At 47.7% G+C, this 15,131-nt stretch carries 19 protein-coding genes; all 19 read right to left on the bottom strand.

Translation table 11 applies throughout. From position 1 onward, the window contains the following. The coding region (locus tag PGX44_RS07915; RefSeq protein ID WP_498854939.1) for a hypothetical protein at positions 1-383 on the bottom strand (383 nt) is incomplete at its 3' end. Then, positions 380-1,735 carry an SNF2-related protein gene (locus PGX44_RS07910; protein WP_498854938.1) on the bottom strand — a complete coding sequence of 452 codons (1,356 nt, stop codon included), beginning with the start codon at positions 1,733-1,735 and terminating at the stop codon, positions 380-382. The genes PGX44_RS07910 and PGX44_RS07915, both read right to left, overlap by 4 nt. Continuing rightward, a complete protein-coding gene (locus tag PGX44_RS07905) occupies positions 1,716-1,997 on the bottom strand; it encodes a VRR-NUC domain-containing protein (protein ID WP_498854937.1) in 282 nt (93 codons plus the stop codon). Before PGX44_RS07905 ends, PGX44_RS07910 begins: the two co-directional genes overlap by 20 nt. Then, positions 1,982-2,215 carry a YozE family protein gene (locus PGX44_RS07900; RefSeq protein WP_498854941.1) on the bottom strand — a complete coding sequence of 78 codons (234 nt, stop codon included), beginning with the start codon at positions 2,213-2,215 and terminating at the stop codon, positions 1,982-1,984. The genes PGX44_RS07905 and PGX44_RS07900 overlap by 16 nt, the downstream gene beginning before the upstream one ends. A gap of 179 nt (positions 2,216-2,394) precedes the next feature. Then, positions 2,395-4,629: a DUF3987 domain-containing protein gene (locus PGX44_RS07895; RefSeq protein WP_498854936.1), complete on the bottom strand. Its 2,235-nt coding sequence runs from the start codon at positions 4,627-4,629 to the stop codon at positions 2,395-2,397. Then, entirely contained in the window at positions 4,626-5,054 is a 429-nt protein-coding gene (locus PGX44_RS07890; protein WP_498854935.1) for a DUF7768 domain-containing protein, read from the bottom strand. The genes PGX44_RS07895 and PGX44_RS07890 overlap by 4 nt, the downstream gene beginning before the upstream one ends. Further along, positions 5,032-5,256: a hypothetical protein gene (locus tag PGX44_RS07885; RefSeq protein ID WP_307973638.1), complete on the bottom strand. Its 225-nt coding sequence runs from the start codon at positions 5,254-5,256 to the stop codon at positions 5,032-5,034. The genes PGX44_RS07890 and PGX44_RS07885 overlap by 23 nt, the downstream gene beginning before the upstream one ends. A 15-nt stretch (positions 5,257-5,271) precedes the next feature. Then, on the bottom strand, positions 5,272-5,502 hold the full coding sequence (locus PGX44_RS07880; RefSeq protein WP_307973639.1) for a hypothetical protein: 231 nt from the start codon (positions 5,500-5,502) through the stop codon (positions 5,272-5,274). A gap of 81 nt (positions 5,503-5,583) precedes the next feature. Then, a complete protein-coding gene (locus PGX44_RS07875) occupies positions 5,584-6,423 on the bottom strand; it encodes a DNA polymerase family A protein (protein WP_498854934.1) in 840 nt (279 codons plus the stop codon). Between the two features lie 293 nt (positions 6,424-6,716). Then, complete coding sequence (locus tag PGX44_RS07870) at positions 6,717-7,526, bottom strand: [Fe-Fe] hydrogenase large subunit C-terminal domain-containing protein (RefSeq protein ID WP_498854933.1); 810 nt, start codon at positions 7,524-7,526, stop codon at positions 6,717-6,719. Continuing rightward, on the bottom strand, positions 7,523-7,924 hold the full coding sequence (locus PGX44_RS07865) for a 4Fe-4S binding protein (RefSeq protein WP_498854932.1): 402 nt from the start codon (positions 7,922-7,924) through the stop codon (positions 7,523-7,525). The genes PGX44_RS07870 and PGX44_RS07865 overlap by 4 nt, the downstream gene beginning before the upstream one ends. A 216-nt stretch (positions 7,925-8,140) precedes the next feature. After that, positions 8,141-9,067 (bottom strand): ABC transporter substrate-binding protein, encoded by a 927-nt coding sequence (locus PGX44_RS07860; RefSeq protein WP_498854931.1) that lies wholly within the window; start codon positions 9,065-9,067, stop codon positions 8,141-8,143. 64 nt (positions 9,068-9,131) lie between these two features. Next, on the bottom strand, positions 9,132-9,320 hold the full coding sequence (locus PGX44_RS07855; protein WP_498854930.1) for a hypothetical protein: 189 nt from the start codon (positions 9,318-9,320) through the stop codon (positions 9,132-9,134). Positions 9,321-9,336: 16 nt separating this feature from the next. After that, the gene (locus PGX44_RS07850) at positions 9,337-10,083 is read right to left on the bottom strand and encodes an IS256 family transposase (RefSeq protein WP_498854929.1); all 747 of its coding nucleotides are present in this window, start codon (positions 10,081-10,083) and stop codon (positions 9,337-9,339) included. Between the two features lie 339 nt (positions 10,084-10,422). Next, complete coding sequence (locus tag PGX44_RS07845) at positions 10,423-10,992, bottom strand: ComF family protein (RefSeq protein ID WP_498854928.1); 570 nt, start codon at positions 10,990-10,992, stop codon at positions 10,423-10,425. Position 10,993: 1 nt separating this feature from the next. Continuing rightward, complete coding sequence (gene recD2, locus PGX44_RS07840; protein ID WP_498854927.1) at positions 10,994-13,159, bottom strand: SF1B family DNA helicase RecD2; 2,166 nt, start codon at positions 13,157-13,159, stop codon at positions 10,994-10,996. Between the two features lies 1 nt (position 13,160). Continuing rightward, positions 13,161-13,430, bottom strand: coding sequence for a chorismate mutase (locus PGX44_RS07835; RefSeq protein WP_498854926.1), 270 nt, complete (start codon positions 13,428-13,430; stop codon positions 13,161-13,163). A 14-nt stretch (positions 13,431-13,444) separates the two neighbouring features. Continuing rightward, positions 13,445-13,999 (bottom strand): hypothetical protein, encoded by a 555-nt coding sequence (locus tag PGX44_RS07830; protein ID WP_498854925.1) that lies wholly within the window; start codon positions 13,997-13,999, stop codon positions 13,445-13,447. A 9-nt stretch (positions 14,000-14,008) separates the two neighbouring features. Next, positions 14,009-14,419 carry a zinc ribbon domain-containing protein gene (locus PGX44_RS07825; RefSeq protein ID WP_498854924.1) on the bottom strand — a complete coding sequence of 137 codons (411 nt, stop codon included), beginning with the start codon at positions 14,417-14,419 and terminating at the stop codon, positions 14,009-14,011. Between the last annotated feature and the right edge of the window lie 712 nt (positions 14,420-15,131).

Genomic DNA, 15,131 nt, shown 5'->3' with positions numbered 1-15,131 from the left:
ATGTGAAAATGATCGGCAATGGCATAGACGGCACTTGTTTGTGCATCCTCGTCAGCATAAAAGGTTTGCAGTACATACTGCTCGTCACTGCTTAACTTCTCCCATGCAGGACGGAACCACGCCATGTATTCGATAGCCTGCCGGTACCGTTCCTTTAAGATGTCAATGTCTGCCAAGCCGGAGATGATATGTTCTTCTGCTGCATGCGGGTTGCAGGAGTGCGGCATCCCATCGAAGCCGGACGGGTGCAGGCTGGTCATGGCAGCATATGCCTGTTTGATATCCTCACTGGTGTTTTCGATAATAAAGTTCATGCTGTCGTAATCCCGGATGGCATCAATAGCACCGCTTCGTTTATTCAGATACTTCCAGATAACACTCATAGGCTGCCTCCTCGCAAGCTGGCCCGGACTGCATCAATCAGTGCAGCCTGTGTCTTGTTTTTTTCTTTCAGGGCCTTCAGAATGCGTCCGTCGATGGTCCCTTTCGTGATAATGTGCTGAATGACGACGGTTCCAGATGTCTGTCCCTGCCGCCAGAGCCTGGCATTCGTTTGTTGATATAGTTCCAGACTCCATGTCAGTCCGAACCAGACAAGCGTGGAGCCGCCCTGTTGCAGGTTCAGTCCATGTCCGGCGGATGCCGGATGGATAACCGCAACGGGAATTGTACCGGCATTCCAATCTGTTATATCCTGTGAAGTCTTGATTTCCCGCACGGTAAACCGCTGTCGGATCCGCAGCAGGTCGTGCTTAAACCAATAGGCCACCAGCACCGGTTTGCCGTTGGCGCTTTCGATTATATCTTCCAGTGCATCCAGCTTTAGGTCATGAATGGGAAGCACCGTCCCGTCATCAGAATAGATCGCACCGTTTGCCATCTGGGAAAGCTTCATCGTGAGGGATGCTGCATTGGCGGCTGTGACGTCACCGTCCGGCAGTTGCAGCACCAGCTCTTTCTTCAGTTCCTCGTACCGTTTACGTTCCGCATCAGATAACTGCACTTCATACTGACTGCTGATGAGTTCCGGCATAGGCAGATGGTCCGTCGATTTCATGGAAATAGAAATGTCCGATATTTTTCGGTATATCTCGTCCTCGGCTCCCGGCAGCAGTTTGTAGCTGAAAACGACCTGCCCGTTCCGTTTGTCCGGTGTAAAGTAGGTGCTGCGGTACTGCCCGATGAATTTGCCAAGCCGCTTCCCCATATCCAGTAACTTGAACTCGGCAAATAAATCCATCAGACCGTTGCTGGAAGGAGTGCCTGTCAGACCCACCATTCTTTTTACCTTCGGTCTTGCTTTCATCAGTGCCTTGAACCGTTTGGACTGGTAATTCTTGAATGATGAAAGTTCATCCACAACCACCATGTCAAAATCAAAGGGGATCCCGCTTTTCTCAATCAACCACTGCACGTTCTCACGGTTGATGATATAAATATCCGCCTGTGCTTTCAGTGCCGACAGTCGTTCTGCTTCTGTACCTACTGCCACGGTATATTGCAATCGATGCAGATGATCCCAATGCTGTATTTCATTTGCCCATACGGCTCTCACACGCAACGGGCATACCACCAATACACGATGGACGTTAAAGCTGTCAAACAAAAGGTCCTGGATCGCCGTCAGTGTAATAACGGTCTTGCCAAGTCCCATATCCAGCAGGACTGCCGCCGTGGGATGACTCTCAATATATCTGACAGCATATTGCTGATACTCATGTGGCTCGAATTTCATCCAACATCCCTCCAATCTGGTCTGCGCTGTCAATAACATAAACTTGAAATCCTAACTTCCGCAGCAGACGATGCCTTACCAGTTGAAGAGGACGCGGCTTCTTTCCCGGCGCTTTTACTTCCACAAAGGCAATATGTTCGTCAGGTAATAAAACGATGCGGTCCGGCATCCCATCAAAGCCAGGACTGACAAACTTCAGTGCCATACCGCCTGCTTGTTTTACTGCTGCTGCAAGTTTCTGCTCGATTACTTTTTCTCGCATTCTACGTACTCCTTCCAACATGTTTCAAATGTTTCAAGGCACTGCCGACACGCATTTTCCTGTTCCAAATAGCTGCGAATCAGTCTGTGCCATCCATCAAATTTACATGGACGGTTTTTGGGGAAGGTTTCTGTATCCCCGTACATATCCTGTGCCAGGTCTCCCGCTGGTGTATCCTCATTCAAATGATTCCGGATCATAAACGTATAAAATGTCATCATTGAAAGTCTTCCTATTTTTGTCCTTTTTGTCACACTGTCCTATAGCGTGTAAGAATGAAAATATAAATATAAATATAAGTAAAAATATGTATCTATATGTATCTGTTACTATAAGGACACATATACCCATATATTTACATACGGTATAGGGACAGAAAGGACAAAAAGGACAAAAGTCACTGCTCGTACATATGTGGATTGACGAGATATGTCTGTGCAGGAGGCCTTCCTTTTCCCGAATAGTTTTTATTTTCCTTCGGGGCAATATAGCCGTAATCCACCAGTTGTGTTAAGACCGGCTGTACATCCTCTGCTTTCTTGAAATTGCGGCAAAGTCTCATCATGTCCCTGCGTGTAAATTCCGTCATCCCATTTTTCGTTACCACATCCATCACCTTCTTGCTCTGGCTGATAACCGGGTCAGCACCCATCAGCATAAAAGCCGCCCTTGCGTGTTCTATAAAATATTCTCCGATCCGGATGCTGTTTTTCATGGTTTCCCCATCCACCACAAGCGGATCCGGTGCAGCTAAAAAGCCATAGTTCCTGCATACGGATGCCCGACACAACAGGGCTGCAATACGCTGAATGTTGCCTACCAGCTTTCCTGCCCAGTCCACAATGTCTGCGTAGGTTCTGTTTAACTCAGGCTCCAGCCTTTCGGCAAAAGCTTCTATCAGCGCATCTGCCTCCTGCGATAAGGTGATGATTTCTTCCCCGTTTTCACATTCATCCTCCAACAGGTTCCGGATGCACTGCTCATATTCCCGGTACACGCCATCAGGAACAGATGCTGAACGGTATTTCCGTTTCCCCACAAAAGATGCCGGAATACAGTACAAAAACCGTGCTGTCAGTCCCCGCCCCCGAAAGATGCCGTTCTGCATCAGGCCGGAAAGAACGCTTGGCTGTACCATAAGCAGCACCGTCAGTGCCGGGTTCATAATGCTTTCACTGTTCCTGCCGATACGGTCCACCCGGATGCTGTCCCCGGAGTAGCCTTTCAGCATAACGTCAATATTGACGGTTTTGGAATATGCACCTGCCAGCGTATCAAAAATCCCGCCTTCCGTGGATAGGATGGCGGCCCGCCCGTTATTATCCGCAAGCACAGACGTCAGCTTTTCTGTGGTAATATCATCCACATACAGCTTCATCGGCTTCATTTCCTTATATCCAGCAATCTCCTCTGCCATTCTCCGGACCGCTTGTGCATCCGCCTTGCCCTTGGATGCCTGATCTTCCAGCACTTTCTGCCTGCGTTCCAGTATCCGTTTCTGCATTTTGCTGGTTTCGATTGCCGCCGCATTCTGTGTATTCCGTTCTGACTCAAATACGTTTAAAGGCCGTATCATGGCATTTTCGACCGCTGATTTACGTTCGGACGGATTCATGACATTCAGCACAAAAACATTGACAGGCTCTATCCAGTCCAGCTTTGCCCTGATTTTGAATTTTCCCTGCATGCATACGGACAAGATTGCAATGGCTGCGGTAGCCGCCATATCAACTGGTGTCTGTGTGCTTTCCGAGAGTGCTGCCACATAATCACCGATCGCCTTTGGCAGAGCATCCAGCGGAAAAGGCGGCAGATGGTATTCATCAAAAGGAATGGGCATCTCCCACTCCGGTTCCTTGTTATATTCCTCTGGTACAATATATCCATCCTGCCTTGCCAGATCCCTGCCAAATTTCAAGGCGCTGTCCCAGATGGTATCCAGTTCTTCCTGCGCCAATGGCGGCGTACATCTTTGCGATTTCTCGATAAAAATATGATGTGCCTCTTCTGTGCCGCCATACCGCTTGACGATTTTTCCCGCAAACCGGCTCATGCTTTTATTACGGGAACCTTCTGTAATAGTTTCCCTGTCCAAATGAGAAAAGGCTTTCTCGTCTAAAAATTCATCTATGGTTCGGTTTCCTTCATGCCATATAATATTTCCGGACTGACAGCCATACATAAACCGTGCCGCATCAGTGGCACCCTTATCAAAAAAGGGTGCCGCCGCATATATACGTTTTTTTAATGCTGAACAATCTTCTGCACTAACAGTCGGTTGATGGGGAAAATAGACATGATGCCGCGGTCTGGCTGACTTTTTCCCTTTTACCTTTCCGTCATGGCGGCTGGGAACAACGACAAAAGAAACATCCGGGAAAATATCCGGATACATGTCAGGATATATCCAGTCTTTGGGATGATCCGAGTGATCATTGTCACAGTCCATGACATCTACGTTCCCTGCAATATAATCAGCATTGGAGCGATGGAAATTTTTATATTCCGCACTGACATGATCCCGGCAGATGGCGGTCTTAAAGTCTTCTTCATTTTCAATATCAGCCTGATTCGGGTAGATGCTGTTTTTTGCATTGCCCGCACAATTTGCCGTATATAACGTGAACTTCATCTGACCGTCTCCTTCAAATCGCTGCCAAAATAACACAAGTGATAATTCTTTCTTTTGGCTCTCCTGATTTCGGCATCCATTCCCGCCGATACGACATCTCCAAATACCCACACCTCACTGCAGTGGCTCATCAGTACATTGCCAAAGTGCAGTCCCAGTTCACGTTCCGTTATATTGGTGTCATCAAGGAACTGCGGAAACAATAAGTGTGGGGCAATAGGGATATACCCCTGCTCCACCGCAAAGCGGCTGTATCGTCTTGCATTGGCAATGTTTCCGGACACATCTCCTGAAAACGGAGAGCATACATAGATCATGGGCCTGTATGCTCTTGCCGCCTTCACTTTCTGTTCTATATGGGATAAGGCTTCGTAGGTGGTCGGATCAGGATACCCTTCACTATTACGTCTGCTCACACCCACCATGTTTACCTCCCGCCAGCTTTTTGCCGCAGCTGTCACACAACACCGATGTACCGAAAAGATCAACCTTGCCATCGGCAAATACCTCCGCCAGGTCAACCTGCACCTCCGAACCGCAATGCGGACAGCGGCAGAATACATTCTCATCATTGATTTCAATGGAAATCCCTACCGTATCATTCAGCTTTTCTTTTACATAAAACATCGTATCGGTCCCCCTCTAATTGGTTAAACACTTTTGCATTCGCATGAAAGCAATCAGAAATTCCGGCCTGAAAAGGCCATATTCTGCAGATTCAATCCACACTTTCCCATCCTCATCTTTCGATGTAACAAGTCCGGCATCAGCCAATGATTCATGAAACTCACGCAGTTCGTCATGTTGTGGACAAAGACGTGATATGAAATCACGAAAATCAGGAACCTCGTCCTCTGGAATATACTTATTCATAAAAATACCGCCTTTCCTAAAAGTAGGGTTTTGCCCTCTGCTAGTAAAAGGACAAAACCCTACTTTTTAAGAACCGTATGCTTAATCTTTTTTGTAGAAGCTGCATTCATACCCGTCTGCCCGAAGAAGAAGTCCGCTGATCCATGGCGGCGTTCTGCCCATCTGCTCACAGATGGATTCAAGGGATACATTCATGCTGCACTCTATGATCAGCTCATCATGGACATGACCGCAGATAAAATAGTGGGATAACGTCCTCATGGCATAGGCAAGAATATCCCGACTGATGGCCTGGACAATGTTTTCCACGAACTTGGGACCGTAGCTTTCAATCCGTTCCCATTTTTTGGTGCTGCCAACTCCCTCGTAGGTAACGGCTTCGCCACCGAAACGGTTTTCTCCCATGCGCGGCTTTACATAGGACAGATGTCTGCCGCTTGGCAACTGGATAAACAGCATCCCACTCTGATAGACAAAGCGAATGCCATGCGTTTCAGTCGGCATATGCCTCTGGACCGTATTTTTAACGCACCTGTCCACATCCCACCAGAACCGCACGATATTCGGATTGGCTGCCCGCCATGAATCCACCAGTGGCTGAAGCTCTTTTTCTGCAAGTCCCATATCCAACGCACCCATTGCTTTTAAGGCACCGACCGAGCCGCCGTATCCACAGTTGTGGACGAGTTTCCCCGATACGGTAAAACGATGATGCTGTCCGGCATTTCGTATGTCATAAAGTCGAGCCGTGCGCGTATTAGATGCCAGTTCTTTCTCTTTTCGAACACTGCAAGTTCTGCTGACGCAATAATCTCGTCCCGACTCATCCCCTGAGTCAGCTTTTTTGTGACTACACTTCTTGCATATGGCCAATATTGCTGCTCGAATTTTGTCAACACCGTTCTCCGTTGATTTATACAATTTTCTTGATGTGTCGCAAACCTCAGATTCCCCGGTTGATAGTGGCTGTTCGTATCGATTCGGTCTATCTCCATTTCTCGCCCCGGGAGTCCAAAATTCTTTATCATATACAGACCTGCTTCTGTTACACTTACAAAATTGAGAAATAAAAAATCACTGTTTCTTTTTTTTGCAATTATTTTGCATATATTTCAAAAAAAAACTGCCAGCACATTTACTGCAGGCAGTTTTTTTTCATATATATTTCCTCATTTATTTGACGGCGCGGTCTCATACCGCAAAAGGCATCATTTCTAATCCAGCTTACGGTCATACAAATGACTCTTTGTCAAAAATTCTTCCACTGTGGAAAAACCTAACTCCTTAAGCATGCCGATGACATACGGATTTTCCATAGGCGTTTCAAACTCAGATGTATCACTATAGGCCTGCACATGCTTCTTTCCGTCTTCTTTCTTGATAATGGCCCGCGGGCCGCCTACGCAGCCGCCAACACAACCCATGCCCTCAAAAAAGTTGCCATCTCGCTTACCGGCCAAGATATCATTGATCATGGCCTTGCACCCGGGAACGCCATCAGCCTTGCGTGTCTGAACCGTTATTTTGCGATGCGGATCCAGTTTTTCCACAGTACGGGTAACAGCTGCCGCCACGCCGCCGGCAAAAGCATAACGTATACCCGCAGTAGACGCGTGAGGAACATTATCTTCTTCCATCTTGTTTAAGTCAATATTGGTTACCGAAAACAGATCCCGCAATTCCTGATACGTAATCGCATAATCAATAGCTCCCACCAGATCCGGTTCCTTGCGTTCTGCTTTTTTCGCCAGACAGGGCCCGATAAAAACTGTCTTGGCATTGGGATGAAGCGCTTTGACCGTACGTCCACCGGCTATCATGGGAGATACAGATCCGGGCACATTCGGAAGCAGCTGATGATACAGCTTTTTAATCATAGCGATCCACATGGGACAACAACAGCTGGTCAGCTGAAAATCCGTTTCACTATTGATATTTTTATCAAATTCCAAAGCTTCCTTCAGCGTCAGTATATCGGCAAATACAGCGACTTCAATCATGCCTGTAAAACCCAATTTTTTCAAAGCTGTCCGGAAAAAGCCGGTGCGATCAAGGCATATACAGGTCCATCGTAATCGTGCAGCTCCTGCACAACAGGAATAATATCCTTTTTAGTTTTCAGCGCATCCAACTTGCAGGCATCGACACAAGCCTGACAGCCTACACATTTGGCATCATCAATGATCATACCCTTTTCCGGATCCATTTGAATCGCATCCCAGTCACATGCCGCAGCGGCAGCGCAGGGTTCTTTGCTGTCAGTCGTGCACACACACGGTTTAACCCGCCAGATAAGCGGCGCGTCATCTGGCTGCGCCAGACAGGCAATCATGCGCGGATCCACTTTTTCCGGTACAATTTTCTCTTTATTTTCTACTGCCTGCCGCAGCATCTGATAATACAACTCATCCAACGAAGCCATAAAAAGAACCTCCTTCATCGACAAAAAAACAATGATAACCCAAATTACTGACTTAAATATAAACGTTTTTTAATTTTCTGTCAATGAATCGGTTCTCCCAGTATAATAAAACGATTTATTTTGCCGGGATTTTTATTTGTTCTTTTAATCCCGCATATGCAATGAATACATCCCGTTATTACGCGTCTTGCATTACGATAACGGGATGTACTATTTTTATAGCGAATTGGCAATGGAACTATCAATATAATCTTTTATATTGATATCTTTTTTAATAATGCCAATGGTCTTCATAAATTGGGCCGTTGCTTCCAAGCCGGCAATATCTTCTTCCGTAATTTTTACAGGATATTCATATTCATCAAGAATTTTCACCATTTGCTCCGGCGTGCAATGATAATGAGCCGCCAAGCCCGGCGCTACTTCCTCCTGATGCGCCTTGATGTATTTTGCCGCTTTGGCATATTCTTGAAGGAAAATCTTCACAACCTCCGGATTATCAGTTACATATTTTTCCGTTACGAAAATCGGTCCGCCGCCATTGGGGCAGCCCGTCTGATCCACTAAAAATTTTCCTGCCTTCTTATCTAATAAAAAAGTAACGTTAGGTTCCCAAAACGCGACAGCATCTACCTGTTTTTGAAGCAGCGCAGTTTCGGCATCACCGGCTGTCCGGTTTACGATCTGTACATCGTTCAAGGTCATCCCATTCTTTTCCAAAATGGAGTACAGCATGTGATGCGCACTCGATCCGACAGTAATACCTATTTTTTTGCCTTTCAATTGCTTGGGATCCGTAATACCGGAATCATTGCCAACAACAATAGCCTGTACCTTATCCCCCTTGCCGCCCTGCGCAATAATTTTATTTTTTTGTCTGGCTGCCAGCGGCGTAATAGTAGGTACATCACCGCCGATCCCGATATCCTGCTGCCCCGCCGCAAAGGATTCATTCAAAGACGGGCCGGCATCAAATTCTGTCCATTGCACCTTGATCCCTTTGCTCTCCAACGCTTTTTCCAGACTCCCCTTGTCCTTCATATACCACAACGGCGCCCATGTCGCCGACGGCTGGATGGCGACTCGAAGTACGTTATCCGCACTGGCCTGATCACTCGTCCCGCAGCCTGCTACCAAGGCCATAAGGCAGGTGCCGAGTACCATTCCGCTTATTATTTTTTTTCACATATTGGATTTCCCCCTCGCATCAATTCAACGTATTACTGAAAAAATTATCGAAAAGTATTTTTTTTAACTCTACAAATTCTTTGGAGTTTCTATCCCGCGGCCGCGGCAGATCAACCCGAATGATTTTTTCTCCCGTCGGGAATTTAGGTGACAGCATAATAATTTTATCCGCTAAATATACCGCTTCTTCGATATCATGTGTCACCATAAGCATGGTCGACTTTTTACCTTCCTTGATCCGGTACATCTCTTTCTGCAGAGCAATCTTCGTAAATGCCTGAAAGTCCGTCTGTAACAAAAAGTAAAACATCTTTCAGCCCACGAGTCTGTAGTCTGCTGAGCAAATCTTTATAATTGGATGCCGACTCTGTTGGATATACACTGTATTCGAGTACTTCTTTATGTCCATCTAACGTAATGCCGAGAATAACGTGTAATGCCTCTTTAGCAACACTATCCCGTCTAAGGTTCAGATAGGTGGCATCGCAGTAGATGACAGCATACCGATTGTTGACCTTGCGGTTATGGAACTCATCGACTTGTTTTTGTACAGCACTGGTAATATTTGATACCGTCTGTGGCGTGTAATATTGTCCATACATTTGTTCAATCAGTTCACTAATCTGCCGCGTGGTAACACCATGCTGATAAAGTTGGATGATGGTAGTTTCCAAAGAGTCAGTCTGACGCTTGCGCTCTGGCAACGTCTGTTGATGAAAATCACCATTACGGTCACGCGGAATTTGGAGCTGTAAAGTACCATATTCCGTGCGAAGTTCGCGAGAATAAAAACCGTTGCGGCTATTACCAGAAGACCAGCCGTTGGAACTATGTTTCTCATATCCTAGAAAACTAGAAAGTTCAACCTTAAGCAACTGGTTGATGGCATCTTCAAGTTCTTGACGAAAGACATCTTCAACAGATTGTTTTTCTACTAGCGCTTGCATGAGTTTTGTGTTAAGATTTGACATTAGGGAACCTCATTTCTTTAGTGTCTTTGTTAGCACTTAATACTATACAGGAATGAGGTTCCTTTTCCTATGGGCCTCTTAGAGTTTACACATAAAATTTTATACTATCTTTTTTATCTTATCCATAGCAATACTATCGAACAATAGAAAACTAGTCAGATAACACGATAAATTATCTTTCTATGCCATTAACGATGCCATTGCTATCGTTAATGGCATATCCACAGTGTTGCTAAGAACTTATACGAGACCTTCTGATTCCACCTGCATTTCAGCGCATAAAAAATGTCGGCCCTCTGCCGACGTTTGCCAAGACCTCGCTATATATGGACTTTTCTGCTATGCACACCGTTTCCAATATTGTATCAATCCCAAGCATCTTTGCTCGAGCAGCAGGATTTTCTTGCCCCGTACGGGCTTGCCGTATTGCAGGGAAAAGGCTTTATGCAAGTTAGCAGCCCGTTCGGCCCGCGATAAATGCCACTGCGCTTCTGTCGTCCGGACGCGCTGCAGGCAATCGTACCAGCCGGCATACGACTCGATCCACGGACGAAAGATTACTTCCGTCTGATTATAGCCGCGTTTTTCATAGCGTTCCGGCGATAACGGTACGGGCACAGCCCAGTCGGCATGAAGTACGTCCGGCCAGGGAAAACGGGCCAGCAAATAGTGGCACGCCGCTTCATACTTTAGGGCACGGTGATACTTGAGCTGCTGCAACAGGCGGCGCATGGGACCACGATACTCGGTAAGGCAATAACAGCCGGCCAGGGTGCCGTGACTGCCATCCAGCAGCCGGGGATGCCAGACCTTGCCATAGCAGGTACTGCACCAGTCCCCGTGGGACGGGACGGACTGTCCACAGCCCGGGCAGCGGGCCGGAAAGATAAGACGTGTGAGCCACTCCATATCAAAGAATCTCCTCTTCCCGGATTCGTTCTGCCAGAAGGGTATTGCGCTGGCTCGTGCGCACGTTTTGGACAGCCCGTTCCAAAGCCCGCTCGGTGCCGACGATCAAGACCTTGCGTTTCGCCCGCGTCACAGCCGTATACAGTAAATTGCGCTGGAGCATGATGGCATGGCTGTTGACGAGAACGAGGATGACCGTCTGGTATTCACTGCCCTGGCTCTTGTGGACCGTAATCGCATAGGCCAGCGTAATTTCTGTAAGCTCAAGGCCCTCGTATTTGACATCCTGTTCGGGATAGCGTACATAAATGACCTGGTCTGCTACGGCAAAGACTTCACCTATATCACCGTTAAACACGCCCTTTTCATAGTCGTTTTGTTTCTGCATGACCTTATCGCCTACGCGATATATAGTGTGGCCGTTTTTCAGCTCCGACTTGCCTTTGACGGGGCCGTTGGTCTGGGCCTGGATCAGTTCATTCAGATGATCTACACCGCATTCCTGGCGGTACATAGGCGATAAGACTTGGACGGCAAATTTATCGCCCGTTTCCTGTACTTCGGCGGCATAGAGCCGGCTAATAATCTCAGCGCCCTGGCTTTCACTTTCGATGGTGACGAAGCGAAATTCCTGGTCTTCATTGACGACGGGCAAACGGCCGCTGTTGATGAGGTGGGCGTTCGTCACAATGCGTCCGCCTTCGCGCTGCCGGAAAATCGTATTCAGGCGCACGACAGGCACCGCATCAGAACGGATAATATCATGCAGTACCGAGCCGGCGCCGACAGACGGCAGCTGGTCTGCATCGCCTACGAGGATAAGGCGGCACAGCGGGCTGACCGCCTGCAGCAAGTGGTACATGAGTTCCATATCCAGCATGGATACTTCGTCGACGATAATCAAATCGGCCTTGAGCAAATTCGTTTCGTTAAATTCGAAGACCTGGTGCGTACCTGCGTAGCCTGCCGGTACGAGGAGGCGGTGAATAGTCTGAGCCTTGCGGTCCGTCGTTTCAGACAGCCGCTTCGCTGCCCTGCCTGTAGGGGCACAAAGGAGAATGCGCAGCTGTTCTTGTTCTGCCAGACTGATGATCGTCTGAACAACCGTTGTCTTGCCTGTACCGGGACCGCCCGTAATGACCAGGAGGCCAGATTGGAGCGATTTTTCAACGGCTTCCCGCTGTTTATCCGCCAAGGTAAAATGGCAGGATTCTTGCCAGCGGTCCAGGAAAAGTTGTACATGCATATGGCCCTTAAAGGGTTTCATCGTAACCATGTGACGGATACGGTCGGCAATTTCGCACTCTTCGTCATACATGTCCGGTACATAGATAAGCCGCTCGCCAGCGTATTCAGCCGCGACGAGCTGTCCCATGGAAATCGCTTCTTCCAGGACTTCATGCAGTACCAGGCGGTCGGCCCGCAAAATGGCGGCGGCCCGGCGCAGGAGCTCGTCTATGGGAATACAAACGTGGCCGTTATTCGTAAGCTCTTGCAGGACATAGGTCACGCCGGCGCCGAGGCGGTCTCTCGAGGCCGGATCGACACCAAAGGCCAAGGCAATCTGATCGGCAGTCTTAAAGCCGATGCCTTCCACTTCCTGAATCATCCGGTACGGTTCATTTTCCAGTACGTACACGGCGTCTTTGCCGTACGTTTGGGAAATACGCGATGCAAAGCGGTTAGAAATGCCATGTGTTTCCAAGACGATGGCCAGGTCATTGACTTCCTTTTCTTCTCTGAAGGAAGATGTAATCTGATCGAGCTTCTTTTTTCCTATGCCTTCTATTTCCAAAAGGCGTTTGGGCTCTTGCTCCATAATTTTCATAGTATCTGTGCCAAAAGCCTGGATGATACAATGCGCCAGCGCCGGACCGATGCCTTGGACAGCACCAGAGGCGAGGAAGCGTTCAATCCCTTCGGCCGTATCGGGCAGGAGCCGTTTCCACGCACCGGCACTGAACTGCTTTCCGTACCGTTTATGCTGTACCCAGTGTCCCTGTATTTCCAGTCTGTCCCCTACCAGAGGCTTGGGCCCATAGCCGGTTACGGTCTGTAAGGTGTTATCCACTTCCTCACGGAAGCGAAAAACGAGATAGCCTGAATCGGGTGCTTCAAATAAAATACGTTCTACAGACCCTTGCAGGGTTGTTGTTTCTTCTGCCATATTACGTCTCCATCCATTTTCGTTCGTAGCGCTTGCTTTCGTCCATGATACACCGGTAAATGGTTTGCAAATATGGCGCTAAGTCTTTATCTGATGCCAGCGCGGCAATCTTATCGAGTACCAGCCGTTCCCGCCGTGGATCGTAGACTTCCATGTGATGCAATGCTTTATACTCAGCTACTTGTGCCACGACTTTCATGCGTGCTTCCAAGAGCTGTGTCAATTGCTGATCGAGCCGGTCAATCTCCTGCCGGCATGCTTCTAATTCCATGGGACACCTCTTCTCTAAAATAACTGGCCTTTAGGCGTTTCTGTTACGACATCACTGGCAGACCAGAGGATGACTGCTACCAAAAGAATGGTCAGGGCAATGCGCGTATAGTTCGAATGAAAGAGAATAGCAGTCAGGCTCCGCCGCTTCCGGCTGATTATTTTATATTCCACATCCTGCTCCTTATTCAGCATGCGAAATTCAGCGTCTTCCATATCCTGTGTAAACGTGCCGTGACAATGAATCGTTACCTGTGTCTGGCCGTCACCCACAAAGAGAGCCGCCACGCGGCTGAGCCACTGACACAGGTGTTCAAGAATTTGTCCATCCGCACAGGCACTTTGATAGGAAAAGAAGGTGATTTCTGTTTCCATAATCCCTTCTTTGATTTCCGTCTTAAAAAAAGGATATTCCTGCCGCAGAATGACGAGCATGTCTTCTATTTGCCGGCGCTGCTCCGGCGCTAAGGTATAAATTCTGCCCGGCGTCTGCGTAGCCAGGGCAATGGCCCCGCCTACCGTAATCCCATAAGCACCATAGTAATGGCGCAGGTGTTTGATGATATCCATAGACGCCTCCTAGTACAACCGTGCACCACAATGGGGACAATATAACGCGTCTCCTTCGACGGGGGTCCCGCAGGCAGAACAATACTTTTCATGGCCCTTAGGCAGCTCTGGCCGCCGTTCTCTATCGATAGCAGCAGGTCCGTTATTTTCCAGCCGGTCCAGGCGCTGTTCTACGTGATCCATACGGGAATGGAGGTTTGCTTCAGAAACGCTGACACGATCCCGAAGGAGACTCGTATTGATGCGGTTTTCTTCAATTTTCCGCTGTTCCGACAAATCCTTCATCAGGGCCAGGGCAATCGCCGCCAGCAACGGCGAGAGGAGCAGGGAAACGATGCCCCAAACAATAGGATTGCGGCCGCGATGATTCGCCCAGATGCCAATAAGAACAGCAAAAAGAATACCCAGAATAAAAATCATATTTTCACCTTCCCAAAAAAAGGATGACTGTGCAAATACAATAAGCCTATTTTATTATTATACGATATTCCCCGCTCTGTGGCTAGGGAAAGGCAGGGCAAAAGCCAGTCCTGTCGTCAGCTACAGGCTCCGGGTGGCTTCAAAGCTACCACATACCGAAGTGGTACGAGGCCAGCGTATAAAATATATCCGTTATGTATGGCAAAAAAATAACTTCCCTGTCCGGCATCTGAAACATACCGTCCAAGGAAGCTTTTCGTATGGAAGGCAAAGCCAGTTTTTCGTACTCACTTTGGCTGCTTTCGCAAAGTATCTTCTATCTCCTATGACTATCGGATTTTATTTTGCAAGTGTACCAGCGTATGGCTATGAAGGATCTCAGCCGTAAAATAAAATCATACAAAATAGGGTAGACAAAGCCCTGATGATTTCGAGCGTTACGGTACGCTCATGGTTTTCCGATCATCCTATTTCGTTTCTCTTATTACTAAGTGTCACAACAAAATAGGATCATAGGTGTCTGTTTTAACCTCCCGTTAAGTACAAGGACTACCATCTCTTGGAAGTAGTTCTTTCTTAACGAGAGTATTGAGAGTGTTTGGTTATGCGGATTTCTTTGGCTTATCAACAAAGCCCTGCCCTTTACGGGCAATGACATAGCTTGCTCCCTGATGTATCGTCAATTTCTTTTTGTCACAATATTTTTGTTTAG

Origin of the sequence: Caecibacter sp. AF58-12pH5A (assembly GCF_027681725.1) — a bacterium.
Lineage (GTDB): Bacteria > Bacillota > Negativicutes > Veillonellales > Megasphaeraceae > Megasphaera > Megasphaera hominis.
This window is presented reverse-complemented; position numbering and strand designations above follow the sequence as displayed.

Excerpts from the sequence above, each read along its gene's own strand:
- PGX44_RS07910 (WP_498854938.1), bottom strand. The coding sequence starts at position 1,735 with ATGAAATTCGAGCCACATGAGTATCAGCAATATGCTGTCAGATATATT.
- PGX44_RS07905 (WP_498854937.1), bottom strand. The coding sequence starts at position 1,997 with ATGCGAGAAAAAGTAATCGAGCAGAAACTTGCAGCAGCAGTAAAACAA.
- PGX44_RS07900 (WP_498854941.1), bottom strand. The coding sequence starts at position 2,215 with ATGACATTTTATACGTTTATGATCCGGAATCATTTGAATGAGGATACA.
- PGX44_RS07895 (WP_498854936.1), bottom strand. The coding sequence starts at position 4,629 with ATGAAGTTCACGTTATATACGGCAAATTGTGCGGGCAATGCAAAAAAC.
- PGX44_RS07890 (WP_498854935.1), bottom strand. The coding sequence starts at position 5,054 with ATGGTGGGTGTGAGCAGACGTAATAGTGAAGGGTATCCTGATCCGACC.
- PGX44_RS07885 (WP_307973638.1), bottom strand. The coding sequence starts at position 5,256 with ATGTTTTATGTAAAAGAAAAGCTGAATGATACGGTAGGGATTTCCATT.
- PGX44_RS07880 (WP_307973639.1), bottom strand. The coding sequence starts at position 5,502 with ATGAATAAGTATATTCCAGAGGACGAGGTTCCTGATTTTCGTGATTTC.
- PGX44_RS07865 (WP_498854932.1), bottom strand. The coding sequence starts at position 7,924 with ATGGCTTCGTTGGATGAGTTGTATTATCAGATGCTGCGGCAGGCAGTA.
- PGX44_RS07860 (WP_498854931.1), bottom strand. The coding sequence starts at position 9,067 with ATGGCCTTGGTAGCAGGCTGCGGGACGAGTGATCAGGCCAGTGCGGAT.
- PGX44_RS07855 (WP_498854930.1), bottom strand. The coding sequence starts at position 9,320 with ATGGTGACACATGATATCGAAGAAGCGGTATATTTAGCGGATAAAATT.
- PGX44_RS07850 (WP_498854929.1), bottom strand. The coding sequence starts at position 10,083 with ATGTCAAATCTTAACACAAAACTCATGCAAGCGCTAGTAGAAAAACAA.
- PGX44_RS07845 (WP_498854928.1), bottom strand. The coding sequence starts at position 10,992 with ATGGAGTGGCTCACACGTCTTATCTTTCCGGCCCGCTGCCCGGGCTGT.
- recD2 (WP_498854927.1), bottom strand. The coding sequence starts at position 13,159 with ATGGCAGAAGAAACAACAACCCTGCAAGGGTCTGTAGAACGTATTTTA.
- PGX44_RS07835 (WP_498854926.1), bottom strand. The coding sequence starts at position 13,430 with ATGGAATTAGAAGCATGCCGGCAGGAGATTGACCGGCTCGATCAGCAA.
- PGX44_RS07830 (WP_498854925.1), bottom strand. The coding sequence starts at position 13,999 with ATGGATATCATCAAACACCTGCGCCATTACTATGGTGCTTATGGGATT.
- PGX44_RS07825 (WP_498854924.1), bottom strand. The coding sequence starts at position 14,419 with ATGATTTTTATTCTGGGTATTCTTTTTGCTGTTCTTATTGGCATCTGG.